The organism is Actinomadura sp. NPDC023710 (assembly GCF_040639875.1).
Lineage (GTDB): Bacteria > Actinomycetota > Actinomycetes > Streptosporangiales > Streptosporangiaceae > Spirillospora > Spirillospora citrea.
Genome location: NZ_JBFAGB010000066.1, coordinates 1 through 23005 on the forward strand (window position 1 = coordinate 1; position 23005 = coordinate 23005).

Sequence of the window (23005 nt, forward strand, 5' to 3'; positions counted from 1 at the left end):
CCACTCCCCCTATTTTTTCTTGCGCCGGCCCCCCCCCCCCCCCCCCCCCCCACAACTACGCAATGAAAACACGAGTGAGGTCGTAGGCGGCGGTGGTGGGGAGGAAGAAGGCGCCGTGGACGCGGGAGGAGCGGTAGGTGGTCTGGGCGCGGTCCAGGAGGGGGACGATCGCGGCGTCTTCCATGATCTTCTGGTCGGCCTGCTGCCAGTAGCCGGCGGCGCGCTGGGCGTCGGGGGCGGTGAGGGCGGCGTCGATGAGGGCGTTGACCTGAGGATTGTCGTAGCCGCCGTAGTTGGTGGAGTTGGGGCCGTAGGCGCGGCCGTCGAAGAGCGGCTGGATGATCGAGCGGCCGTTGTTGCCGTACCAGTCGGGGACCCAGCCAGGGGCGGCGATGTCCCAGGCGCCCTCGCGGGCGCGGGCGGGGGTGGAGAGGGTGCTGGAGTAGAAGGAGCCGCCCGAGTCGGGGGCCAGTTCCGTCTCGACTCCGCAGGCGTCGAGGTTCTGGGCGATGGACTGGGCGATCAGTTTGTGGACGCTGTTGGTCCGGTACGGGAACTTCAACTTGAGGCCGGGGCGGCCCGCCTTGCCGAGCAGTTCGCGGCATTTGGCGGGGTCGCCGGACTCACCGGGCGTGGGGTAGTGGTTGACGGCCGCGTAGCCGGAGTTGCCCGGAGGGATCACCGTGTGCAGCGGCCTGGCCACGGACGGCCCGCCGACGATCTTGATGAGGGCGCTGCGGTCGACGGCGTACTCCAGCGCCTGCCGGACCGCCCGGTCGCCGAGCGCGCCGCGGTTGCGGGGGCTGCGCGTGTTGAACACCAGGTACGGGCTGTTGTTCGGGGTCTCCCTGATCGCGAAGCGCGGGTCGTCGCGCAGCCGCGGGATCGCCGACGTCGGGACGGGCTGGTCCCATGCGAGGTCGGCGTTGCCCTGCTCGATCTGCTGCTGGACGGTCTCCGGGGAGTCCTGCCCGAGCGTGATCTGGATCTTCGCGACGTGCCGCTCGCGCAGCGGGTCCGAGCCGGCCTGCCACGCCGGGTTGTGAGTGAGCAGGTAGGAGATGCCCGGCTTGTAGTCGGTGATCTGGTACGGGCCGTTGGAGACGGTGTGCTGCCGGAACTCGGCACTGTCCGGGACGTACCGGTCGTACTCCTGCGGCGCGGCCGCGGTGACCGGGAGCGACAGCAGGTTGAGGAAGTCGCTGGCGGGACGCTTCAGCTTGAACACCAGCGTCCGCTCGTTCTTGGCGCGGACGCCCTCGAAGCCGTGGTCGCGCTGGTAGGCGGCGATCGCCCCGGCGTCCTTGGCGTTGACGGAGCCGTATCCGCGGCAGAACGCGTCCATGCCCTTGAGGGTGGAGACGAAGTAGCCCTTGGCGGCGGACGGCGAGGCCGGGTTGCACAGCCGTTCGAAGGCGCGGACGAAGTCCTGGGCGGTCACGGGGCGCGGCGGGTTGGTGTTCCACCGGACGCCGTCGCGCAGCCGGACCGTGTACGTGCGGCGGTCCTTGCCGACGTCGCCGTTCTCGCGTGTCGGGATCCGCTCGGCGACGTCGGGCCGCACAGGGACCGTCTCCTGGAAGTCGTTGGACGCCCGGTTCCCGAACAGGGTCCGGGCGAACATGCGGACGAGCCCGTACGCACCGACGCTGGCCACGGACGCTGGGTCGAGGTGCTCCACGTCGGACGAGCCGACGACGCGCAGCGTGCCGCCCTGGCGGGACGCGCCCTCCGCGGACGCGCCGTCCCCTCCTCCGGCGCATCCGGCGAGCCCCACCACGAGGCCCGCCAGCCCCGCCGTCACCTTGATCATTTCGCGTGCCGCCACGGTGTCACCTCACTGACTCAGAACCTGGCGCGCTAGTCACCGGCGGTGTCACAGTAGGGCCAGAGCGTGACAAAGGGCCGGTACATCACCGTTTCTCTACAGAAGTAAGGACGCCCTGACAGTGGGATGTCCACTGACAGGGCGTCCTTGGAGAACTTTGTGATCAGGCTCTCAACGGCTCGTGAACCTCGTCCCACCTGGGATGCGAGCCGCCGACCCCCGGATGGGGGGACGCTGACCGGCGCGTTGCGCCCGCCGGTCTCAGCGCTCGATCTCGCCGCGGATGAACTTCTCCACCGCGTCGTGCGCCTGGTCGTCGTTGTACTGCTCCGGCGGCGACTTCATGAAGTAGGAGCTGGCCGACAGGATCGGGCCGCCGATGCCGCGGTCCTTGGCGATCTTGGCGGCGCGGACGGCGTCGATGATGACGCCGGCGGAGTTCGGGGAGTCCCAGACCTCCAGCTTGTACTCCAGGTTGAGGGGCGTGTCGCCGAAGGAGCGGCCCTCCAGCCGGACGTAGGCCCACTTGCGGTCGTCCAGCCACGGCACGTGGTCGGACGGGCCGATGTGCACGTCCGCCTTCGCCATCTCGTGCGGGATCTGCGAGGTGACCGACTGCGTCTTGGAGATCTTCTTGGACTGGAGCCGCTTGCGCTCCAGCATGTTCATGAAGTCCATGTTGCCGCCGAAGTTGAGCTGGTACGTGCGCAGCAGCTCGACGCCGCGGTCCTCGAAGAGGCGGGCCATGACGCGGTGCGTGATGGTGGCGCCGACCTGCGACTTGATGTCGTCGCCGACGATCGGAACGCCCGCGTCGGTGAACTTCTGCGCCCACTCGGGGTCGCTGGCGATGAACACCGGCAGCGCGTTGACGAACGCGACCTTGGCGTCGATCGCGCACTGGGCGTAGAAGCGGTCGGCCTCCTCCGAGCCCACCGGCAGGTACGACACCAGGACGTCCACCTCGGCGTCCTTCAGCGCCTGCACGACGTCGACCGGCTGGGCGTCGGACTCCTCGACCATGTCGAGGTAGTACTCGCCGAGGCCGTCGAAAGTGTGCCCGCGCTGGACGGTCACCCCGGTGGGGGGCACGTCAGCGAACTTGATGGTGTTGTTCTCACTGGCGTGGATGGCCTCGGACAGGTCCATCCCGACCTTCTTGGCGTCCACGTCGAACGCCGCCACGAACTCGACGTCGCCCACGTGGTACTCGCCGAACTGGACGTGCATCAGGCCGGGAACTCGCGTGTCGGGGGTCGCGTCCTTGTAGAACTCGACTCCCTGGACGAGTGAAGAGGCGCAGTTGCCCACACCGACGATGGCTACGCGCACCGAACCCATCCGGTCGCTCCTTCTCTGTTGCGGAACATGTGTGGTGGAGTCTCACCCGCCCCCGAAGGCGCCGGGCCACTGCTCAGCGGCCCTCGTCCCGAGGCATGTCCTGGTCAATTCGCTTAGCTGACTGTGCTTGCTGTTCCTGCTCGGCCCGCTCGCGCCCGATGAGCTCGTTGAGCCACCGGACCTCGCGCTCGACCGACTCCAGCCCGTGGTTCTGCAGTTCCAGGGTGTAGGAGTCGACTCGCTCGCGGGTTCGCGCCAGGGCGGCGCGAACGCTCTCCAGGCGCTCCTCCAGCCGGCTGCGCCGGCCTTCGAGGATCCGCAGCCGGACGTCGGCGCGGGTGTGCGAGAAGAAGGCGAAGTGCACGCCGAACCCCTCGTCCTCCCACGAAGCCGGGCCGGCCTCGGTGAGGAGCAACTGCAGGCGCTCCTTGCCGTCGGCGGTGAGCTTGTAAACGATCTTCGATCGGCGGCTCTGCAGCGCCAGCGGCGCGTTCGGCTCCTCCGGCCGGTCCTCCATGATCAGCCCGTTGGCCAGGAGCTGCTTGAGGCACGGGTAGAGCGAGCCGTACGAGAACGCGCGGAACATGCCCAGCAGGGTGTTGAGCCGCTTGCGCAGCTCGTATCCGTGCATCGGGGACTCGTGCAGCAGCCCGAGCACGGCGAGCTCCAGCACGCCCGCGCCCTTCTTGGCCGCCATCCCGGTCCCTCTTCCGCAGAAGCCGATGTCTCGATCCGATGTATCGAGTGAATGTATCGACTCGATACATCGACAAGATACGTAGTCCGGCTCGTCCTGGCAAGTGGCGATCTACCTGGGACGCCCCGGACGCCCCATCGGCCCGTATCGCGAATGTGGCGATTTCAGGGTGTATGTGGTGGAAATGTGTCAAAGTTGCGTCCTGGAACCACCTGGCCGCGTCGCACGACCCCGATCCCGGGACAGCCCGGAACGGCAGCCGAGTGAGGAGGAGCCACCGACCCCTCGGGGCGCGGACCGGCCAGGGCGTCCTTCGCCGAGCACACGCTCCCCCCGCTCACCAGCCCGCACAGTACTCTTCGGACGGCGCACGAGCCGCAACAAGGGCCGGGAGCCACCCGGCCCTCGGCAACAACCGTTGTCCCCTGTTGATGAGGTCGCGTGAGTAATCCAAGCCAGCCCCGACCGGAACCCGGGTCGCAGAGGCCGGGCGGGCACCAGAACCCCCGTCCCGGTGACTCCGGCGATCACGGCTTCCCGAGCAACCACGGTGAGCCCGCCGGAACGAACGCCGCGGGTCCCCCTGGCGCGCCCCCGAACCCCGCCCCGCCGGGCACGGCGGAAGGGCCCGGTCTCATGGGTGCTCCCGGCGCGAGCCCGGGTCCGCTCGGAGGTCCCGCGCCGGCCGCGTCCGCTCCCGCGAGCCCGTCGAGCCCCGTCCCGCCGCCCACCGGTCGCCACGCCGCCCCGGGTGGACCGGTCGCTCCGGACGGACGCGGCGCTCCGGGAAACGCGCTCGTACCGAGCGGCCAGAGCGGACCAGGCGGAGCGCCCGGCCAGGGCGGTTTCGGAGGCAACGGCGGGTTCGGCCCTGGCGGCGGCCCCGGCGGGACGTCCGGTCCCGGCGGTCCCGGCGGTCCTGGCGGTCCCGGTTCCGGCCAAGGCGGGTTCGGTGGCCCGGGAGGCAACGGCGGACCCGGTGGATTCCAGCCGTCGGGCGGGCCCGGCATGGGCAACGCGCCCTCGGGCGGCCACGGCATGCAGGGCGGACCCGGCATGGGAGGTGGTCGTCCTGGGATGGGCGGTCCTCCCGGCGGGCACGCGGGTCCCGGGATGGGGGCGCCGGGACGGTCCGGGTTCCCGAACGCGCCCGGCATGGGTCCCGCACAGGGAATCGCCGGTGGGCCCGGTGCGGGGGGAATGGGCCCGCCCATGGGGTTCGGGACGCCGGGGATGCCCGGCGCGGCCCCGAAGCCGGGCGTGCGCGAGAAACTCGGTGAGCTCGGGAAGGCCGGGCAGGGGCTCGGCGCGAAGGTGACCGCGAAGTTCCGCGGCGGCGGCGTGCGCGCGGCCAACCGCACAGGCGGCCCGGGTGGTCCAGCCGGCCCTGGCGGCCCCGGCGGCCCTGGCGGTCCGGGAGGCCCCGGTGGGCCCGGACGGCACGGGCCGCCCGGCAAGAAGGGGTTCCTCGGCCACCTGCGGTCCCGCGAGACCGGCTGGCGGCGCTTCGTCCCGTCCTGGAAGGTCGTGGGCGGCGTCTGCGGGCTCGGCCTCGCGGCGTTCGTCACGCTGGTCTGGGTCGCCTACGCCAACACGCCGACCCCGAAGGAGCCGACGGTCGCGGGCGTCGAGGACCAGGCGTCGATCTTCTACTACACCGACGGCACCGAGATCGGCCGGATCGGCAAGAAGCGGCAGAGCGTCGAGCTGGCCAAGGTCCCGCCGAACGTCCAGAACGCGGTGCTGGCGGCGGAGAACCGCAGCTTCCGCACCGACCCCGGGTTCTCGATCAAGGGCACGACGCGGGCGGTGTGGGACAACCTGACCGGCGGGTCGGGCGGCGGTTCCACGATCACCCAGCAGCTCGCGAAGAACTACTACTCCGACCCGAGCAACCGGACGGTCAGCCGGAAGTTCCAGGAGCTGTTCATCTCGCTGAAGCTGGAGGACGAGCACTCCAAGGACGAGATCCTCAAGCTCTACCTGAACACGATCTACTTCGGCCGCGACACCTACGGCATCCAGGCGGCGTCCCGCGAGTACTTCGGGACGGACGTGTGGAAGCTGCGGCCCGACCAGGCGGCCCTCCTCGGCGGCATCATCCAGAACCCGAACCGGGACCCGGGCGACAAGGCCAGCCAGGCGTGGGCGACCTCCAGGTACCAGTACACGCTCAACGGCATGGTCTCGATGGGCAAGCTCAGCCGGGCCGAGGCCGACAAGTACATCAAGCAGGGCCCGCCCAAGATCCGGAAGGCGGGAACCAGCGACCAGCTCTACGGCGGTCAGCGCGGCTACATGCTGATGCGCGCCAAGCTGGAGCTCGGCCGGCAGGGCGTCGACACCAAGGAACTGACGACCCAGGGCCTGCGGGTCTACACGACGTTCGACCGCAAGAAGATGGCCATGGCCAAGCGGGCGGCCGAGCACACCGTCCCGCAGGTGAACCCGAAGAAGCTGGCGAAGAAGAAGATCCGGGTCGGCCTGGTCTCGGTGAACAGCGCGAACGGCGAAGTCGTCGCGTTCTACGGCGGTCCCGACTACCTGGACCAGTCCTTCGACAACGTGTGGCAGGGCTCGGCGCAGGCCGGGTCCGCGATGAAGCCCTACGTGCTCGCGACGGCGCTGAAGCAGAACTACAGCCTGAAGAGCCTCGTCGAGGGACGGTCGAAGGCGCCGATCGGCCCGGACGGCAGCGTGGTGTCCAAGGACGACCCGAACGCCGTGATCGTCCCGAACAGCCATGACGTGGGCCCGGCGATCAACCTGATCACCGCGACGAAGGACTCGGTCAACACCGCGTTCCTCCAGCTGATGGGCAAGGTCGGCATCGAGGAGGCGATGAAGACCGAGACCGACGCCGGCATCGCGTCCGACCTGCTGGAACCGCACAAGTGCTGCCTGAACCTCGCGCTGGGCGTCAACAACATCCGGCCGATCGAGCAGGCGGCGGGGTACGCGGTGTTCGCCAACGGCGGGATGTACCACCAGCCGCACGTGATCCGCGTGGTCAAGAAGTCGGACGGCAAGTCGGTGCGGCTGCGGCCGACGTACGAGAAGCGCCGCGTCTTCAGCCCGAAGGTCGCCGCGGACGCGACGTACGCGATGCAGCAGGTCATCAAGGGCGGGACCGCGACGGCGGCGGCGCTGCCGGACGGACGCCAGGCCGCGGGCAAGACCGGCACGACGGACCGGAACGTCTCGTCGTGGTTCGTCGGATACGTCCCGCAGGTCTCGACCGCGGTGACGATCTACAACGACGCGATCGGCCCGGACGGCAAGAAGAAGTCGGTGATCCTGCCGCAGATCGGCGAGGTGGAGGGCGGCACGATCCCCGCCCGCATCTGGCGGTCCTACATGGCGAACGCGGTGCAGGGCATGGCCCCGCAGGCGTTCCCGGCGCCCGCGTGGGGCGGGATCGTGCAGAAGTGGGCGAAGCCGCCGGAGAAGAAGAAGGACGACGAGGGCAAGCCGCCTTGGTGCAACACCCCGGTGGGCAAGTTCGACCCGCGCTGCCAGGACGGCGGCGAGGGCGGCGACGGCGACCAGGGGAAGCCGTGCCAGTCCCCGTTCCAGAACGGCAACTGCGACCCGAACAAGCCGCCGAGCAACCCGCCGCCCCGGTGGTGGTGCCAGATCCACCAGGGCGACCCCGCCTGCCGGGGTCGGAGAGGCGGCCGCGGCGCCCAGGCCGAGACCGAGAGCCTGCGGCCCCTGCTGCTGCTGGCGAGGCCGCCCGAATGAACCGGCCGGCTCTCGCGATCCGAACCGTCCACTGGAGATGGGGGTGTGACATGGAGCATCCTTGCGAATCGCCGCACGCCGGCGCCTTTGACCGCATGCGCCCGTCCGTTCCGATGAAGGTGAGCCTTGCCTCAGCGGCCCCCTGCGCGCCGGGGGCACAGTACGCTCGGACGACGCAAAGCCGTACCCCAGTTGATGAGGCCGCGTGAGTAACCCAAGCCGATTTGGACCGGATTTCGGAGAGGGCTCTGGCCGGAGGGGCTCCCCCCGTCCCGGCTCTTCCGGCACGCCCTCGGGCGGGCAGCGCGGCGCGCCGGGCGGCTCGCCGACGCCGAGCAGGACGCCGCGCCCCGGAGGCAGGCCGGGTGGACGCGGGGGCGGGCCCTCGCGGGCCGGTGCGCCCGGCGGCACGCGGCGCCGCGGCGCGCCCGCGCCCATGCGGTCGGGCGGTACTGGTCGCCCCATGCGAGGCGGCCCCGGAGGCCCTCCCAACGGACCGGGTGGCCCCGGAGGGCCGGGTGGCCCCGGCGGCCCGGGTGGACCGGGCGGGCCGGGCGGCCCTGGTGGACGCGGCGGTGGCTCCGGAGGCGGCGGCGACGACGGCTTCTGGGGTGATGAGGGACGCGGTGGCGGACGCGGTGGCCGCGGAGGCGGCCGCCGCCGCGAACGCAAGCCCGCGGACGAGGCGAACAAGAAGACGGGCTGGCGGCGCTACGTCCCGAACTGGAAGATCACCGTCGCCGCCGTCAGCGTGATGATCCTCGGCCTGGCGACGCTCGTCATCGTCGCCTACGCCAACACCCCGATCCCGACGGAGAAGCAGCAGGCCGCGCTCCGCCAGGAATCGGTGATCACCTACGCGGACGGGTCGACGATGGCCCGTATCGGCACGCACCGCGAGGACATCGCGCTGGACAAGGTGCCGAAGCACGTCCAGAACGCCGTCCTCGCCGCGGAGGACCGCAACTTCTGGCACGAGCCGGGCATCTCGCCGGTCGGCATCGTGGGCGCGCTGTACCGGGCGGGGACGGGCGGCGGCGCCGCCGGCGCCTCGACGATCACCCAGCAGCTGGCCCGCAACTACTGGGCGAACCTCAGCCAGGACCGCACGGCCAGCCGCAAGCTCAAGGAAATCCTCATCTCCGTCCGGATGGGCAAGGAGATGGACAAGTCGCGGGTCCTGGAGCTGTACCTGAACACCGTCCCGTTCGGACGGCACGCCTACGGCATCCAGGCGGCGTCCCGCGCCTACTTCCACAAGCCCGTCACCGAGATCAACGAGTCGCAGGCGGCGATGCTCGCGGCCCTGATCCAGCGGCCGGGCTACTTCGCCACCTACGGCCCCGCGTCCAACCCGGCCAAGCAGGCGCTGATCAACCGCTGGAACTACGTCCTCGACGGCATGGTCGAGAAGAACTGGCTCGACTCCGGCAAGCGCTCCCAGGCGAAGTTCCCCCAGACGCAGAAGAACTGGAGCGACGTCCCGGACGACCCCAACTCCGGCTACCTCCAGGACCGCGTCATCAACGAGCTGAAGACGCTCGGCATCGACGAGCAGATGCTGGAGACCGGCGGCCTGAAGATCACCACCACCTTCCGCAAGGACCTGCAGGACTACACCAACAAGGCCGTCTCGCAGATCCGCAAGCAGAACGGGCTGAAGAACGACATCCAGTTCGGCCTCACGGCGATCGACCCCAAGACGGGCGGGGTGGTGGCCGCCTACGGAGGTCCGGACTACCGCAAGCAGCAGTTCGACAACTCCTTCCAGGGCATGGTGCAGCCGGGTTCGTCGTTCAAGCCGATCGTGCTCGCCACGGCGCTCGACCAGGGCATCAGCCTGCGGACGACGATGGACGGCAGCTACAAGCGGACGATCGCCGGAGCGTCCTTCACCAACGACAGCCGCTCCGAGAACGGCGTCTACAACCTCAAGCAGATGACGGCGATGTCGATCAACACGGCGTACGTCGACCTGGGGCAGAAGGTCCAGCTGGCCAACGTCGTGGACATGGCCAAGAAGATGGGCGTCCCGGCGGGGACCCGAGACCTCAAGGACGACATCACGTCGCTGCCGCTGGGCGTCATCGACGCCACCCCGGTGACGATGGCGTCGGTCTACTCGACGTTCGCGGCGGGGGGCAAGCACCGGGAGGCCCACGTGATCGCCAAGGTCACCGACAACCGGGGCAAGCCCATCATGAACAACAAGCACAAGCTGCTGGAGAAGCTGCCCTGGCAGAAGCCCACGACGGCCTTCGACGAGGGCGTCGCGGCGGACGCCACGAACGCGATGCAGGCGGTCGTCACCAGCGGTACCGGTACCCGCGCCAGCCTCGGCGCCCGTCCGGTCGCCGGCAAGACCGGTACCACCGACGAGAACAAGTCGGCCTGGTTCGTCGGCTACACGCCGGAGCTCGTGACGTCGTCGGCGATGTGGCGGCAGGACAAGAACGGCAACCGCAAGTCGCTGATCGGCGTCGGCAACTACAGCCAGGTCTACGGTGGTACGGTCCCGGCCGAGCTGTTCAAGACCTTCATGCTGAAGGCCCTGGAGGGCAAGGACATCACGCAGTTCCCGCCGCCGGTCAACGGCGGCCAGCTCGCCCCGTGGGCGAAGGCGAAGCCGACTCCCACGGCGTCCTCGACCCCGACGCCGACCAACACGCCGACCTGCCAGCCGGGTCAGCAGGGTCAGCCGGGGCAGAGGCCGCAGCCCGGCTGCCAGTCGGAGACGCCGAAGCCGACGGAAACGCCGACCATCACCCCGCCGGGGTCGGGCGACGTGCCGTGCAACCAGTACAACATGCCGCTCGGCTGCAACCCCAACCTGCCACCCACCGGTGACAAGACCTGGTGGTGCGCGAAACCCGAGCACAGGAACGACCCGGCCTGCCGGAAGGAAGAACCCACCCGCAACTAGCGGCACGCCCGCGACGCGACGGCCCGGAGCCCCACGGCTCCGGGCCGTTCCCGTTCTTGATCGCCCGCGTCCCCGGGCGAATAGGCTTGCTGTCCATGTCGTCGTCTACGGAGAGGCTCACGATGTCCGCCGACAGCGACCGGGGGGACGCGCCCGGACGGCTGAAGCGGCTCGCGCCGGTGCTGACCGGGCTCACCGCCCTGACGTGCCTTCTCGGCTGGCTGCAGAAACAGCCCTGCGCGTCGGTGCGGTTCGACTTCCTCAAGACGACGGCGAACGCCTGCTACACCGATGTCTACCCGCTCTACTACGTGCGCGGGCTCAGCGACGGGAAGCTCCCGTACTTCGACAGGTTCACCGGTTCCGACATCCGGTACGTGGAGTATCCGGTGCTGAGCGGCGGCTTCATGCAGCTGGTCGCGTGGCTGGTCAAGCCGTTCGGGGTGGACGCGCGAGGCCTCGCGTTCTACAACGGCACCGTCCTGCTCCTCGCCGTCCTCGCGGTGGTCGCCGTCCTCGCCACCGCGTACGTGGCCGGACGCCGCTCGCTGCGCACCGGCCTGATGGTGGCGCTGTCCCCCGCGCTGCTCCTCACCGCCTACATCAACTGGGACCTGCTGGCGGTGGCGCTGTCGGCGCTGGCGCTGGCGGCCTGGTCGGCGCGCCGCCCGGCCCTGGCGGGCGCCCTTCTCGGCCTGGCGATCGCGGCGAAGTTCTATCCGCTGCTGTTCCTCGGCCCGCTCGTCCTGCTGTGCGTCCGGGCCGGGCAGTGGCGCCCCATGGGCCGCGTGCTCGCCGGCACCGCCGCCGGATGGCTGGTGGTGAACCTGCCCGTGATGCTCTTCGCGTGGGACGGGTGGAAGGAGTTCTACACCTTCAGCCAGAAGCGCGGCATCGACTGGGGCTCGATCTTCTTCGTCCTGCAGGACCACGGGCTGGAGAAGCCCGCGTCCGACACCGACCTCCTCAACCTGTTCGGCACGGGAACGTTCCTCGTCCTCGCCGCCGGGATCGCCGTCCTCGCTCTGGCGGCCCCGCGCCGCCCGCGCCTGCCGCAGCTGATGTTCCTCGTGCTGGTCGCGTTCATGCTGCCGAACAAGGTCTGGTCGCCGCAGTACGTCCTGTGGCTGCTGCCGCTGGCGGTGCTGGCACGGCCGAAGCTGCCGGCGTTCGTCGTATGGCAGCTCGGCGAGATCGCCTACTTCTTCGGCATCTGGTGGTTCCTGCTGTCGGTGTCCGCCCAGACGCAGGGCGCCGACCTGTCCGGGACGCTGTCGGCGGTGCTGAGCCTGGACGCCCCGGACGGAGGGATCAGCAAGGACGTCTACACGCTGGCGCTGCTCGCCCGGTTCGTGACCGTCCTCGCCCTGGCGGCGCTGGTGGTGCGGGACATTCTGGTCCCGTCCGGCGACAACGTCCGGTCGGACGGGGTGGACGACCCGGCGGGCGGTGTCCTCGACGGCGCATCCGACGTGGTGGCGCCGGCACGCCGGCGCGGCGACCACCACGCCGGCGTGCCCCTGCCTTCCTGAGTCAGCCGCGGAGGCGCAGCGCGTCGACGAACCACTGGAAGAGCGGCGTCAGCGTCGGCGGGACGGGCCAGCCGTTGATGAGGGCGAGCAACTGCCAGTACCGCTCGGTGCGGGGGTCGGTGCCGATCTCCAGCCGGTGCAGCAGGTCGCGCCTGAAAGCGGCGTCGTCGCTGGCGTCCCACGCGTCGGCGTAGGCGCGGACCAGCTCGTCGACGACGGGTCGGGCCGCGTCCGATCCGGGCTCGATTCCGTCCGCGACGGCCTGCTCCGCCTTTGCCCGGGTCAGGTCGGCGAGGCCGGCGAAGTCGTCCGGGAGGGTCCCCCGCGCGACCTCGGCCGCCTGGAACTCGGCCATCCGGCGCACCGAGGCCCGGAAGCCGGGGTCGCCGACCAGTTCGGCCAGCTCGACCCAGGCGTCGACCTGCTCGGGTTCGGGATCGTCGGGCAGCTCCGGCAGCGCGGAGCGCATCTTCTCCGCGAAGCCGGGGTGCAGGTCGAGTCCGGCGAAGGACTCGTCGATGAAGTCGGTGATGATCCGGCGCCGCTCCTCGTCGGACAGCCGGGCGAGCCTGTGCATGAGTTCGATCTCCTCCGGGGTTGATCCGCGTTTGGCCACCGCCCGCAGCACGGCCCGGCGCAGCCTGAGCGTGCGGATCTGCACGTCCAGCGCGTCCGCGTGCGCCGCCGCGACCTGCCCGACGTCGACCTCCCGGTCCAGCAGTCGCCGGACGGTGGCAAGGTCGACGCCGAGGTCCCGCAGCGTCCTCACCAGGTCGAGGCGCTCGGCGGCGTCCGCGTCGTACAGCCGGTAACCGGCCTCGGTGCGGCGGGTGGGCGGGACGACACCGGCGTCGGAGTAGAACCGGATCGTCCGCACCGACAGCCCGGTGCGGCGCGCCAGTTCGCCGATCGTGTACGTGGTGTCGCCGTCCATGCCCCTCACCCTGCGGCCTCCACCCGGTGGAGACTCAACCCGGAATCGCACGCTCTCACATCGGCCATGCGAGAGGCCCGTCCGGGCGGGTTCGCCGGGACGGGCCTCAGGAGCTCTCGGGACCGGCTCAGTCCTCGTAGGCCGGGTCGGCGACGGTAGGGGTGCCGCCCTCGCGGCGGGCGCGGCGGACGTCCTGGACGAACTCGCGGGAGAACATCGCCGACAGGGTGGCGACGCCGCCGCGGTGGATGCGGATCTCCCCGTGCCGGACCTCGCCGGTGACGCGGATCGTGCGGCCGCCGCCGTTCTCGCCCGTCCAGTCCTTGACGCGGCCGCGGCCGGTGTGGCGCAGGTCCCAGTGGTCGATCCGGGCGTCCTGCGGGACGAGCAGCTTCACCATCGAGTGGTCGAGGTCGAGCTCGATGTCGATGTCGCCGTCCGGGATCCGCGGCGAGCGCAGGTCCAGCACGACCATGCCGCGGCGGGCGCGGACCTCGAAACGGCGGTCGGTCGTCCAGTGTCCGAGCTTCTTGACGTTCTCGTAGTGGGCCTGGACGCGGGCCGGCGCGTCGGCGGTGGTGGTGGGCGTGGTGTCCATCTCTGTGTTCCTCTCGGAATCGGGCAACTACCTCGCTCCAAGAGTTGCTCTGTGTATGAGCATCTCTCAATTCGAGAGAGTAGGGAACGGCGAGATGCGTGTCAAGGGACGCCGGCGCGCCAGGGATCAGCCTCGGCCGCCTCCGGGAGAAGGATTGGCCTGGCCAGAGGCAGGCGCGATGTGACCGGAACCTGCCGATATCGAGGGGTTCTGTGGCGAGAGTGGGGGAACGGAACGCGGCGGGCGGCACTGGTCGCCCCGGACCCCGCGGACCCGCGGGGGGGAAGCGGCAACCGCCGGGAGATGACGTGAACGCGGACCGAGCACTGACCGAGCTGCTCGCCGGACGGCTGAGACCGGGCGTCTACCAGTGGCGGGCGTCCCCCGTGCCGGGCGCCGTCGGCGACACGAGCTGGATGGAGCGCGCCGACGAGGCCGGCTGGCGCGGCTTCTACCTCGACGGACGCCGCGCCAGGGACAGGGACTCGTTCCTGCGGCTGTGCGGCGGCGTGTTCGAACTGCCCGGGGGCGCGGGCGCCGACTGGGACGATCTCGGCGAATGCCTCAAGGACCTGTCATGGACGCCCACGAAGCACGGCTACCTGGTGCTGTACGAATCGTGGGCGGAACTGGCCGACGCCGACCCGGCGTCGCTGCGCGCCGTCCTCGACGTGTTCGGGCGCGCGGTGAAGACCTGGCGGGACACCCCCACCCCCATGACGGTGCTGATGTCGAGCGTCGGCGTGGAAGTGGCGGGCGTCCCCCGGCTCGCCTGAGCGCGGGCCCGGATCAGTAGGTGCTGGTGGAACCGCTGCTCGCCGCGAACATCGCGATCCCGAGGATGTAGAAGAGCAGGATGAGGAGCCAGCCCGCGGAGATCAGGTAGCCGAGGATCAGGCCGGTGACGGCCATGCCGTGCCCGCCCTCGCCCGTCCGCTTGATCTGGCCGAGCGAGACATGTCCGAAGATCACCGCGAGGATGGACGTGATGCCGCAGGCGAAGAAGCCGATCAGGCCGCACACCAGCGAGGCGGTCGCCATCCCGTTGGTCGGCCGGACGACCGGCATCGACTGCCCGTAGTAGTGGTGCTGCACGGCCGGGGGCTGGGAGTAGGACTGGGCGTAGGGGTCCTGGGCTCCGTAGCCGTAGGGGTCATAGGGGGGCTGTGCCATGTGCTTCCCGATCGATTCGCGCGCCCGCCGCCGGAGGGCACGCGTGCGCTGAGGGCTGGTTCCGGATTATGCCAGTGTGACGTGACCTTCGAATTTTGTCTTCAGGCTGGGCCTATGCGCGTTTAGATGCCGCACCCGCCACCGCGGTTCCCGGACACCGGCGACGATCCCGACTCTGCTTCCTCAGAGCTTCGAACGCAACCACGAGATGTCGTCGGCCTGGCCCTCCGCGGGCGTCTCCACCACGACCGGGGCGCCCGCCGCCCGCACCACGCCGAGGATGAGCTCCGGGTCGATTGTGCCGCTGCCCAGGCCGGCGTGCCGGTCGGCCCCCGACCCGAAGGAGTCCCGGCTGTCGTTGCAGTGCACCATGTCGATGCGGCCGGTTATGGCCTTGATCCGGTCGACGGCGTCGACGAGTTCCTCCCCCGCCGCGTGCGCGTGGCAGGTGTCGAGGCAGAAACCGAGCTTGGACTCGAGGCCCGGCACCCCGGAGAGGACCTCCCAGAGCCGCGAGATCCGGTCGAACCTGCGCGCCATCGCGTTCCCGCCGCCCGCGGTGTTCTCGATGTAGACCGGAATCGGGCACTCGACCCGCTCGAACACCTTGCGCCAGTTCTCGAAGCCGGTCTCCGGGTCGTCGTCCTTCAGCACGTGCCCGCCGTGCACGATCAGCGCCTTCGCGCCGATCGACGCGGCCGCCTCCAGCTGCTGGGTGAGGTTCTTGCGGCTCGGGATCCGGATCCGGTTGTTGGACGTCGCCACATTGATCGTGTACGGGGCGTGCACGTACACGTCCACGCCGGAACCCTCCAGCGCCTCCACGCCCTCGGGCAGGACCGGCTTCTTCCATCCCTGCGGATCACCGAGGAAGAACTGGATGACGTCGGCGCCGATTGCGCGGGCGTTGTCGAGCGGGTTGTTCTGGTCGACGTGGGCTCCGATGCGCATGCCCACGAGACTAGCCGCGCCCCACGACAAGCTGCGCGGTCATGCCGGCCGCGCGGTCAGATCGAGAAGCCCCCGTGGCTCAGCGCGAAGCCGGCGCCGACGAACGAGGCGACCATGCCGATCACGTTCAGCCACCGCTCGTTCGTCGTCGCGGAGACCATCTGGGAGTACAGGGCGACCGGCAGGCCGATCACGCCGAGCAGCGCCCCGGGGAAGTGGGCCGCGGGGATCCACCCGAGGATCAGTGCCACGATCCCGATCGTCACCGCGGCCACCGCCAGGACGTCCTTGCGTCGATGGGGCTCGGCCTCGCTCTGGGCGCGGACGGCGCTCTCGCGTGCGCCGGCGCCGGTCGCCTGCTGGGACATCGGGCTCCTCCTCCAGCTCGAACTCCCGCGCCAGGGGCCACACGGCGAGCGCGGGACCGGACGGGCCATGCGGGTAAAGCAATTCCCAGCGAAGACGAGGATCAACCGGTGGGCGGCGCGGAATGTCGGAGGCACCCGGTACGGTCGAACACGGATTCGAGAACACCGGCTCGGGTCCGTCCCCCGAGGGGAAGCGGGGGAAGAGCAGGAGGTGCACACCGTGACGAAAGCGGAGTTGGGGCTCATCGGTGACGCGGAGCTCGTCGAGGAGCTGTCGATGCTGACCACCCAGGCCGCCCGCATGCGCGCCCGCATGGCGGACATCATGGCCGAACTGGAACGCCGCCGCTGTACCCGCCCCACCCAACCCCATGCGAGGCGCTAGGCCCCCCATGCCGCCCGCCCAGACCGCCCGCCCATGCCGCCGACCGGCGCTCAGCTCCGGGAACCGGCTCGGGCGCGCCTCAGTGTTGGTAGCCTGTATCGGTCTCGCGGCAGGTCCGCCCGGCGATCCGGGTCCGGCGCCGCCGCGACGGACGCAAGAGCCCTCCTGTCACGGAGAGACCGTGACCGCATCAGTCCAGAGGAGGTAGGGACACAGCATGCGTCGTTACGAACTCATGACCATTCTCGACCCCGCCATCGACGAGCGCACCGCGGGTGCGGCGCTCGACCCGTTCCTGAAGGTCGTCAAGGACGGCGGCGGCAGCGTGGAGAAGGTCGAAGTCTGGGGCCGCCGCCGCCTGGCGTACGACATCCAGAAGAAGTCCGAAGGCATCTACGCGGTGGTCGACCTGTCGGCTGAGCCTGGCACGGTCAAGGAGCTCGACCGGCAGCTCAACCTGAGCGAGTCGATCCTCCGCACCAAGGTCATCCGCCCCGAGGTCCACTGAGCCAGGCTCAGCCCTCACAGCAGCCGGAGCGAGCCCCATGGCAGGCGACACCGTAATCACGATCGTCGGGAACCTCGTCGAGGACCCGAATCTGCGCTTCACCCCGAGCGGCCAGGCGGTCGCCTCCTTCCGCATGGCCTCGACTCCGCGGTTCTTCGACCGCCAGGCGGGCGACTGGAAGGACGGCGAAGCGCTCTTCCTGACCTGCAACGTCTGGCGGCAGGCCGCCGAGAACGTGGCCGAGACCCTGCAGCGCGGCATGCGGGTGATCGTGCAGGGACGCCTCAAGCAGCGCTCCTACGAGACCCGCGAGGGTGAGAAGCGCACCGTCTTCGAGGTGGAGGTCGACGAGGTCGGCCCGTCGCTGCGCAACGCCACCGCCAAGGTCAACAAGACCCAGCGGCAGGGCGGCGGCGGTGGCGGCGGCTTCGGCGGCGGTGGCGGCCAGGGCGGCGGCGGCTTCGGCGGCGGCGGCCAGGGCGGTCAGGGCGGCGGCGGTTTCGGTGGCGGCGGTCAGCAGGGCGGCGGCTTCGGCGGCGGCCAGCAGGGCGGCGCACCGGCCGACGATCCCTGGGCCACCGGCGGCGGTGGCGGCGGAGGGTTCTCCGACGACCCGCCCTTCTGAGTCCGCCGCTCCGGCGCGACCAAGAGACAACGAGTACACGTCCATTCCCGCGTGAGCGGGGCTCTCCCAAAGGAGCACCACGATGGCGAAGCCACCTCCTCGCAAGCCGAAGAAGAAGGTTTGCGTTTTCTGTCAGGAGAAGATCTCCTACGTCGACTACAAGGACACGGGCCTGCTGCGGAAGTTCATTTCCGACCGCGGCAAGATCCGTGCCCGGCGGGTGACCGGCAACTGCACCCAGCACCAGCGGGACGTCGCCACGGCGATCAAGAACGCCCGCGAGATGGCGCTGCTGCCGTACACCAGCACCGCGCGCTGAGGCAGGGGGTAAAGAACATGAAGCTCATCCTGACCCAGCAGGTCTCCGGGCTCGGCGAGCCCGGTGACGTCATCGACGTCCGCGACGGCTACGGCCGCAACTACCTCGTCCCCCGCGGGTTCGCGATCAAGTGGACCCGGGGCGCCGAGAAGGAGGTCGAGTCGATCAAGAAGGCGCGCTCGGCCCGCGAGATCGCGACCGTCGAGCACGCCCGCGAGGTCGCCGACCGGCTCGGCGGGCTGCGCGTGACGCTGCGCACCCGCACCGGCAGCAACGGCCGCCTGTTCGGCGCCGTCACGGCCGCCGACATCGCCGAGGCGGTCCGCGCCGCCGACGGCCCCGACCTGGACCGCCGCCGCATCGAGATCGGGAACCCGATCAAGACCGTCGGCACCCACCGGGTCAGCGTGCGCCTGCACAGCGACGTCAACGCCACGATCGACGTCAACGTCCTCGAGGCCTGACGCACGACCACCCCGACGACCCCCGGACCCACCCAGGGCCGGGGGTCGTCGGCGTTGTCACGCCACCCGAAACCCGTCTTCGGACCTGACCGCAGGGGCCGGGGATGCGGGATCTGCCGACGTTTGCGCGGGCCGCGGATGTCCGAGTTTCCCGCGCTACGCCCGTGAATCGCCGTGTGTTTGAGTGATCAGCTTTGCGGCGATTACGTTCCGTGATCATAGTGTCGCGGGACGAAGGGGGGCGGTGGTGTTCGCGCATTCGGGGGAGGGCGCGCGCGACCGGCAGCGCACGGGCGGGGCAGTGACACGCAGGGCGGTCATCGGCGGCGTCATGGGGGCCGGACTGCTGGAGATGCTGCCCCTGGGGATATCCCGCCAGAATGAGGCCATGGCGGAGGATCTGGCGGCGGGACCGCACCGGGGAGCCGGCGACCGTGTGCTGTTCACGGCCGATGCCCCGCAGGTGTACACGCGGGCGCAGTGGAACGCGAGGGCGCCCAGGCGCGCGGCCGAGGTGGTCGACCGGCCGCCGGACCACATCATCGTGCACCACACGGCGACGGCGAACGCGCGGGACCGCTCGCTCGCCCACGCGTTCGCCCTGTCGCGCTCCATCCAGAACATCCACATGAACAAGAACGGCTGGGACGACGCGGGCCAGCAGCTCACGATCAGCCGCGGCGGCATCGTGATGGAGGGCCGCAACCGGAGTCTCAGGGCCATCCAGTCGGGCGACCTCGCCATCGGCGCGCAGGTCCTCCACCACAACCAGCACACGATCGGGATCGAGAACGAGGGCACCTACCTGTCCGCCGCGGTGCCGGGCGCCCTGTGGAGATCGCTGACGGAGGTGTGCGTCTGGCTCTGCCAGAAGTACGACCTCGACCCGTCCGAGGCCATCGTGGGGCACCGCGACTACAACAGCACCTCGTGCCCCGGGGACGTTCTCTACGCGCGGCTGCCCGAGTTGCGGCGCTCGGTGGCCGAGCTCCTGGAGGGCACGTCGGGCCAGAGCTCCACGAGCCAGGGCGGTTCCGACAGCGGATCGATCCTGTCGCCGTTGCTGCCGCCTCTCGACGACCTGGGCTGAGCGGCTACGTCTCGGGTGTCGTGTAGCGGGTGCGGCGCCGGGCGATCTCGGGGTCGATGCCCTCGACGAGCGACCAGATGCCCGCCACCCGTTCGACCAGGGTCTCGGGAGGCAGGCCGGCGAGGCCCTCCGCCGCCAGGTCGTCGATCGCCTGAGTCAGCCGGGCCATCCGCTCGCCATGTGTGGAACACATGTTCGAATAGTAGCGGGAGTGACGGGCGATGCAGTGGCGATCCGAGAATCGTGCCTAACCGATCGTGTAGGCCCCGATCACGGTCTGGTCCAGCAGACCGGGGACGCTCATGCGGAGGGAGACCTGCCCGGCGGAGGGGTTGGCGATCGTCGCCGTCCAGTTCGCCCCGGTCTTGTGGACGGTCGCCTTCCGCCACGCGTGCCCGTCGTCGAACGAGACCTGGAGGGACGGAGCCGCCGTCGAGCCGGCGACGTTCAACGTGATGGGCTGCGGGACGCCGGAATGCGCGTGGTTGCGCTCGTCCAGCGGGGTGCGGAGCCGGATGCCCGGCAGCGCCATCGGCTCGCCGTCGCGGACCGTGAAGCGCAGGACGGTGTGCTGTGTCGATGTGTGGTCCGACCAGGGAGCCTTCCGGGTCGCGTCCAGGGTCAGCGAGTAGTCGCCGGGAGGCGGCGCCGGCCAGTCGTGGGCGGTGCCGGGCTCGTCGCTCTGGTAGACGACGCGGTTCTGCGCGTCCCGGAGCACCGACCGGCCGACCGTCCCGGCGTAGGGGGCGAGCATGCTCCGGCTGTCCCACGTCGAGAGCATCGGGACGGCGAGCGAGGGCTCTGCGCCGGCGGTCGACCAGATGGCCGTGCCCGGGGTCGCCATGAACGGTCCGATGTTCCAATCGCGGGCGTACCGTCCAGCGCGCTGCGGGGCGAACGACCGGCTGCGCTCGTCAAGGCTGTCGAACGAGCAGTCCGGCGTGGTGACGGCCGAGTCCTGCGACCAGGTGAAGCCCGGACTGAAGTACTCGGTGCGGGTCGTGGGCAGCGTGCCGACGCCGATCCACGCGCCGATGCCGACGTCGCCCCAATCGACGCCGACATGCCCGGCGCCGCAGGCGGGGCGCCCTTCCGTGCCGTACCTGGTGCGCACGGCAGCGAGGCCGCTCGTCCGGATCGGGGCGCTGAACGGCTCGTCCAGACGGCCCGTGTTGAGGTGCGCGAGGCCGTAGACGTAGGGGCTGGAATCGACGGAGCCGTTCCTGGTCATGACGGCCTGCGCGCGGAGCGCGAGACCGGCGGCCGGGCCGGTCGGCGTGACGTAGAGGTCCGTGCCTTCGTTCATGGTCATGAGGGCCTGCTCGCCGCCGATCCGCTGGGTGACCATGAGGCCCGCGGAGGCCAGGCCCGCGTCGGCGCGGTCGATCCGGGGCAGGACGCGGCGGCCCTGGCGAGCGTCCAGGACGAGGTCGCCGGGCTGGACGTCCGGCAGGTAGACGAGCGTGCTGGACGCCCCGGTCATGACCCAGCTCATCACCGCGTAGCGGCCGGCCGGCACCTCGGCCTCCAGGCGTCCGTTCACCACCGTGCCGCCCAGCCAGTCGCCGCCGTCCAGTGGGGCCAGCGTGACGAACACTTCGTCCGGGGCCTTCCCGTCGCGGTTCAGGACCGTGATGGAGAGGCGCTGTCCCCGCACCGCCCGGGCCGACGCGAACGGATGGACCGGACGGGGGCGTTCGCCATGGAACCGTGTGGCGCGATACCCGTCCCGCGGGGTGGCGCGGGCTCCCTGTGACCGTGCGGGACGAGGATCGGCGTGGGCCGGGGCCATGGCGGTGGCCGCCGCGCCGGTCAGTGTGAGCGCGAGACCGATTCCCACGGCCGTCTTCTTCATGGACAAGGGGGTACCTCCTGCTCGGGCGTCTACCTCCGCATGTCCAGAAGAAGGCGAGCATTTCGGTATCAGCGGACGGCGCCGGTGACCATCCAGCGGTCGCCGCGGGCGCGCAGGCTCAGTGTGATCATCCGGGTCAGCATCCACAGGCCGATCGCGACCCAGAGGCCGACCAGGCCCGCGTCCGTCCGGTGGACGACGAGAGCGGCGGGCAGGAAGACGGCCGTGGCGACCAGCGTCGTCACGGCGAGGTAGGCGCCGTCGCCCGCCCCGATCAGGATGCCGTCCAGGACGAACACCACCCCGGCGACCGGCTGCAGCGCCGCCACGAGGAGCAGCGAGGCGAGCAGGAGGTTCCGGACGTCGCCGTCGGAGGTGAACAGGGCGGGCAGCCACGGCCGGATCACGAGGACGGCCAGGCCGAACACGACGCCGCAGCCGATGCCCCACCACACCATCCGGCGCGTGACGGCCCGCGTGGCGGTGATGTCGGACGCGCCCAGGTAGCGCCCGGTGATGGCCTGGCCGGCGATCGCGATGGCGTCGAGCGCGAACGCCAGCAGCGTCCACACCTGGAACCCGACCTGGTACGCGGCGATCTCCGGGTCCCCCATGCGCGCCGCGATCGACGTTCCGACGATGAGCACGACGCGCAGCGCCGCCGTCCGTACCAGCAGCCCGAAACCGGCCGTGGCAGACGTCCGCAACCCGTCCCAGTCGGGGCGGACCATGGCGCCGTGCCTCAGCGCCGCGCGCAGCACCACGGCCACGTACACGACCGCGCTGCCGGTCTGCGCGAGGACGGTGCCCCACGCGGATCCGGCGATCCCCCAACCCAGCACGATGACGAACACCACGTTGAGCAGCAGGTTCAGCGAGAACCCGCCGATCGACACGAGCAGGGGCGTGCGCGTGTCCTGGAGGCCGCGCAGCACCCCCGTCCCCGCCAGGACGACCAGCATCGACGGGATCCCGAACAGGCTCACCCGCAGGTACGTCTCGGCATAGGGCGCCACACCCGGGGACGCTCCGAACGCGTCCACGATCCAGGGGATCAGCGGCCAGCCCGCCACGATCAGCACGGCGCCGATGGCGAGCGCGAGCCACATGCCGTCGATGCCCTGCCTGATCGCCCCCCGCAGGTCACCCGCGCCGACCTGGCGGGCCACGCCCGCGGTGGTGCCGTAGGCGAGGAAGACGCAGAGGTAGACGAGCGTGTTCAGGGCCTGCCCGGCGACCCCGAGCCCGCCCAGCTGCGCGGTGCCGAGATGTCCGACGATGGCCGAGTCCGACAGCAGGAAGAGGGGTTCGGCGACGAGCGCGCCGAAGGCCGGCACGGCGAGGCGCAGGATCTCGCGGTCGTGCGCGGTCGCGAGCCGCCGGGGGGTCGTCATCGCGCCGAGGCTACCAGCGTGTAACTCACAAAAGAAATAAAAGCCTTACATGGCGCCGGTCGGCGGACTTTCTTTCCCGCACACCCGGTGGACGAGGTCATCGCAGCTCAACGGGTGGATCCTACCGCCGTCCCCGAGGAATCCACAGAGTTGTCCACAGGTCGTGCACAACCTGTACCGCGTGTCTGCACAGGTCGTCCACAGGCTTGTCCACAGGCCGCTTTGCCCACGGCGGCGTGCCCTCGGGAGAATGTCCGACGCGAGGGATAGACGTGA

The 23005-nt window shown here is 70.5% G+C and carries 21 protein-coding genes; 10 read left to right on the plus strand and 11 right to left on the minus strand.

Going from position 1 to position 23005, the window contains the following annotated elements; translation table 11 throughout:
- Positions 1 to 55 precede the first annotated feature (55 nt).
- The 3 genes from AB0H37_RS42085 to AB0H37_RS42095 form a co-directional block, all read right to left on the minus strand.
- Positions 56 to 1828, minus strand: coding sequence for an ABC transporter substrate-binding protein (locus tag AB0H37_RS42085; RefSeq protein ID WP_360618250.1), 1773 nt, complete (start codon positions 1826 to 1828; stop codon positions 56 to 58).
- 261 nt (positions 1829 to 2089) lie between these two features.
- A complete protein-coding gene (locus AB0H37_RS42090; RefSeq protein ID WP_179831421.1) occupies positions 2090 to 3169 on the minus strand; it encodes an inositol-3-phosphate synthase in 1080 nt (359 codons plus the stop codon).
- Positions 3170 to 3242: 73 nt separating this feature from the next.
- Positions 3243 to 3866, minus strand: coding sequence for a PadR family transcriptional regulator (locus AB0H37_RS42095; protein ID WP_179831420.1), 624 nt, complete (start codon positions 3864 to 3866; stop codon positions 3243 to 3245).
- Between the two features lie 1212 nt (positions 3867 to 5078).
- On the opposite strand from AB0H37_RS42095, the gene AB0H37_RS42100 reads away from it, so the two are divergent.
- From AB0H37_RS42100 to AB0H37_RS42110, 3 genes are all read left to right on the plus strand, one after another.
- A complete protein-coding gene (locus tag AB0H37_RS42100; protein ID WP_329097356.1) occupies positions 5079 to 7610 on the plus strand; it encodes a transglycosylase domain-containing protein in 2532 nt (843 codons plus the stop codon).
- A gap of 463 nt (positions 7611 to 8073) precedes the next feature.
- Positions 8074 to 10533 (plus strand): transglycosylase domain-containing protein, encoded by a 2460-nt coding sequence (locus AB0H37_RS42105; protein ID WP_360618251.1) that lies wholly within the window; start codon positions 8074 to 8076, stop codon positions 10531 to 10533.
- Between the two features lie 122 nt (positions 10534 to 10655).
- On the plus strand, positions 10656 to 12065 hold the full coding sequence (locus AB0H37_RS42110; RefSeq protein ID WP_360618253.1) for a glycosyltransferase 87 family protein: 1410 nt from the start codon (positions 10656 to 10658) through the stop codon (positions 12063 to 12065).
- Position 12066: 1 nt separating this feature from the next.
- On the opposite strand, the gene AB0H37_RS42115 is transcribed toward AB0H37_RS42110, so the two are convergent.
- Entirely contained in the window at positions 12067 to 12999 is a 933-nt protein-coding gene (locus AB0H37_RS42115; RefSeq protein ID WP_360618254.1) for a MerR family transcriptional regulator, read from the minus strand.
- Between the two features lie 127 nt (positions 13000 to 13126).
- Positions 13127 to 13597 carry a hypothetical protein gene (locus AB0H37_RS42120; RefSeq protein ID WP_360618256.1) on the minus strand — a complete coding sequence of 157 codons (471 nt, stop codon included), beginning with the start codon at positions 13595 to 13597 and terminating at the stop codon, positions 13127 to 13129.
- 308 nt (positions 13598 to 13905) lie between these two features.
- Here AB0H37_RS42120 and AB0H37_RS42125 point away from each other — a divergent pair, with 308 nt between their 5' ends.
- On the plus strand, positions 13906 to 14373 hold the full coding sequence (locus tag AB0H37_RS42125; protein WP_179831415.1) for a barstar family protein: 468 nt from the start codon (positions 13906 to 13908) through the stop codon (positions 14371 to 14373).
- Between the two features lie 13 nt (positions 14374 to 14386).
- On the opposite strand, the gene AB0H37_RS42130 is transcribed toward AB0H37_RS42125, so the two are convergent.
- From AB0H37_RS42130 to AB0H37_RS42140, 3 genes are all read right to left on the minus strand, one after another.
- Complete coding sequence (locus AB0H37_RS42130; protein WP_179831414.1) at positions 14387 to 14770, minus strand: DUF4190 domain-containing protein; 384 nt, start codon at positions 14768 to 14770, stop codon at positions 14387 to 14389.
- Positions 14771 to 14953: 183 nt separating this feature from the next.
- Positions 14954 to 15721: a deoxyribonuclease IV gene (locus tag AB0H37_RS42135; RefSeq protein ID WP_360618257.1), complete on the minus strand. Its 768-nt coding sequence runs from the start codon at positions 15719 to 15721 to the stop codon at positions 14954 to 14956.
- Positions 15722 to 15777: 56 nt separating this feature from the next.
- The gene (locus AB0H37_RS42140; RefSeq protein ID WP_329097369.1) at positions 15778 to 16089 is read right to left on the minus strand and encodes a hypothetical protein; all 312 of its coding nucleotides are present in this window, start codon (positions 16087 to 16089) and stop codon (positions 15778 to 15780) included.
- A gap of 220 nt (positions 16090 to 16309) precedes the next feature.
- On the opposite strand from AB0H37_RS42140, the gene AB0H37_RS42145 reads away from it, so the two are divergent.
- From AB0H37_RS42145 to AB0H37_RS42170, 6 genes are all read left to right on the plus strand, one after another.
- The gene (locus tag AB0H37_RS42145; protein ID WP_329097371.1) at positions 16310 to 16474 is read left to right on the plus strand and encodes a hypothetical protein; all 165 of its coding nucleotides are present in this window, start codon (positions 16310 to 16312) and stop codon (positions 16472 to 16474) included.
- Positions 16475 to 16691: 217 nt separating this feature from the next.
- The gene (gene rpsF, locus AB0H37_RS42150; RefSeq protein ID WP_329097373.1) at positions 16692 to 16982 is read left to right on the plus strand and encodes a 30S ribosomal protein S6; all 291 of its coding nucleotides are present in this window, start codon (positions 16692 to 16694) and stop codon (positions 16980 to 16982) included.
- A gap of 37 nt (positions 16983 to 17019) precedes the next feature.
- Complete coding sequence (locus AB0H37_RS42155) at positions 17020 to 17607, plus strand: single-stranded DNA-binding protein (protein WP_329097374.1); 588 nt, start codon at positions 17020 to 17022, stop codon at positions 17605 to 17607.
- A gap of 82 nt (positions 17608 to 17689) precedes the next feature.
- Positions 17690 to 17926: a 30S ribosomal protein S18 gene (gene rpsR, locus AB0H37_RS42160; protein ID WP_019631633.1), complete on the plus strand. Its 237-nt coding sequence runs from the start codon at positions 17690 to 17692 to the stop codon at positions 17924 to 17926.
- Positions 17927 to 17943: 17 nt separating this feature from the next.
- A complete protein-coding gene (gene rplI / locus AB0H37_RS42165; protein WP_149262805.1) occupies positions 17944 to 18390 on the plus strand; it encodes a 50S ribosomal protein L9 in 447 nt (148 codons plus the stop codon).
- Between the two features lie 247 nt (positions 18391 to 18637).
- Positions 18638 to 19480: a peptidoglycan recognition family protein gene (locus AB0H37_RS42170; RefSeq protein ID WP_360618259.1), complete on the plus strand. Its 843-nt coding sequence runs from the start codon at positions 18638 to 18640 to the stop codon at positions 19478 to 19480.
- 4 nt (positions 19481 to 19484) lie between these two features.
- Here AB0H37_RS42170 and AB0H37_RS42175 read toward each other — a convergent pair whose 3' ends face one another.
- The 3 genes from AB0H37_RS42175 to AB0H37_RS42185 all read right to left on the minus strand — a co-directional run bounded on the left by AB0H37_RS42175 (position 19485) and on the right by AB0H37_RS42185 (position 22729).
- Entirely contained in the window at positions 19485 to 19673 is a 189-nt protein-coding gene (locus AB0H37_RS42175) for a hypothetical protein (RefSeq protein WP_052357975.1), read from the minus strand.
- A gap of 54 nt (positions 19674 to 19727) precedes the next feature.
- Complete coding sequence (locus tag AB0H37_RS42180; protein ID WP_360618260.1) at positions 19728 to 21320, minus strand: hypothetical protein; 1593 nt, start codon at positions 21318 to 21320, stop codon at positions 19728 to 19730.
- 83 nt (positions 21321 to 21403) lie between these two features.
- Complete coding sequence (locus AB0H37_RS42185; RefSeq protein WP_179831407.1) at positions 21404 to 22729, minus strand: MATE family efflux transporter; 1326 nt, start codon at positions 22727 to 22729, stop codon at positions 21404 to 21406.
- Between the last annotated feature and the right edge of the window lie 276 nt (positions 22730 to 23005).

Coding starts and splice junctions, on each gene's coding strand:
- AB0H37_RS42090 (WP_179831421.1), bottom strand. CDS start 3,169: ATGGGTTCGGTGCGCGTAGCCATCGTCGGTGTGGGCAACTGCGCCTCT.
- AB0H37_RS42095 (WP_179831420.1), bottom strand. CDS start 3,866: ATGGCGGCCAAGAAGGGCGCGGGCGTGCTGGAGCTCGCCGTGCTCGGG.
- AB0H37_RS42100 (WP_329097356.1), top strand. CDS start 5,079: ATGGGGTTCGGGACGCCGGGGATGCCCGGCGCGGCCCCGAAGCCGGGC.
- AB0H37_RS42105 (WP_360618251.1), top strand. CDS start 8,074: ATGCGAGGCGGCCCCGGAGGCCCTCCCAACGGACCGGGTGGCCCCGGA.
- AB0H37_RS42110 (WP_360618253.1), top strand. CDS start 10,656: ATGTCCGCCGACAGCGACCGGGGGGACGCGCCCGGACGGCTGAAGCGG.
- AB0H37_RS42115 (WP_360618254.1), bottom strand. CDS start 12,999: ATGGACGGCGACACCACGTACACGATCGGCGAACTGGCGCGCCGCACC.
- AB0H37_RS42120 (WP_360618256.1), bottom strand. CDS start 13,597: ATGGACACCACGCCCACCACCACCGCCGACGCGCCGGCCCGCGTCCAG.
- AB0H37_RS42130 (WP_179831414.1), bottom strand. CDS start 14,770: ATGGCACAGCCCCCCTATGACCCCTACGGCTACGGAGCCCAGGACCCC.
- AB0H37_RS42135 (WP_360618257.1), bottom strand. CDS start 15,721: ATGCGCATCGGAGCCCACGTCGACCAGAACAACCCGCTCGACAACGCC.
- AB0H37_RS42140 (WP_329097369.1), bottom strand. CDS start 16,089: ATGTCCCAGCAGGCGACCGGCGCCGGCGCACGCGAGAGCGCCGTCCGC.
- rpsF (WP_329097373.1), top strand. CDS start 16,692: ATGCGTCGTTACGAACTCATGACCATTCTCGACCCCGCCATCGACGAG.
- AB0H37_RS42155 (WP_329097374.1), top strand. CDS start 17,020: ATGGCAGGCGACACCGTAATCACGATCGTCGGGAACCTCGTCGAGGAC.
- rpsR (WP_019631633.1), top strand. CDS start 17,690: ATGGCGAAGCCACCTCCTCGCAAGCCGAAGAAGAAGGTTTGCGTTTTC.
- rplI (WP_149262805.1), top strand. CDS start 17,944: ATGAAGCTCATCCTGACCCAGCAGGTCTCCGGGCTCGGCGAGCCCGGT.
- AB0H37_RS42175 (WP_052357975.1), bottom strand. CDS start 19,673: ATGTGTTCCACACATGGCGAGCGGATGGCCCGGCTGACTCAGGCGATC.
- AB0H37_RS42185 (WP_179831407.1), bottom strand. CDS start 22,729: ATGACGACCCCCCGGCGGCTCGCGACCGCGCACGACCGCGAGATCCTG.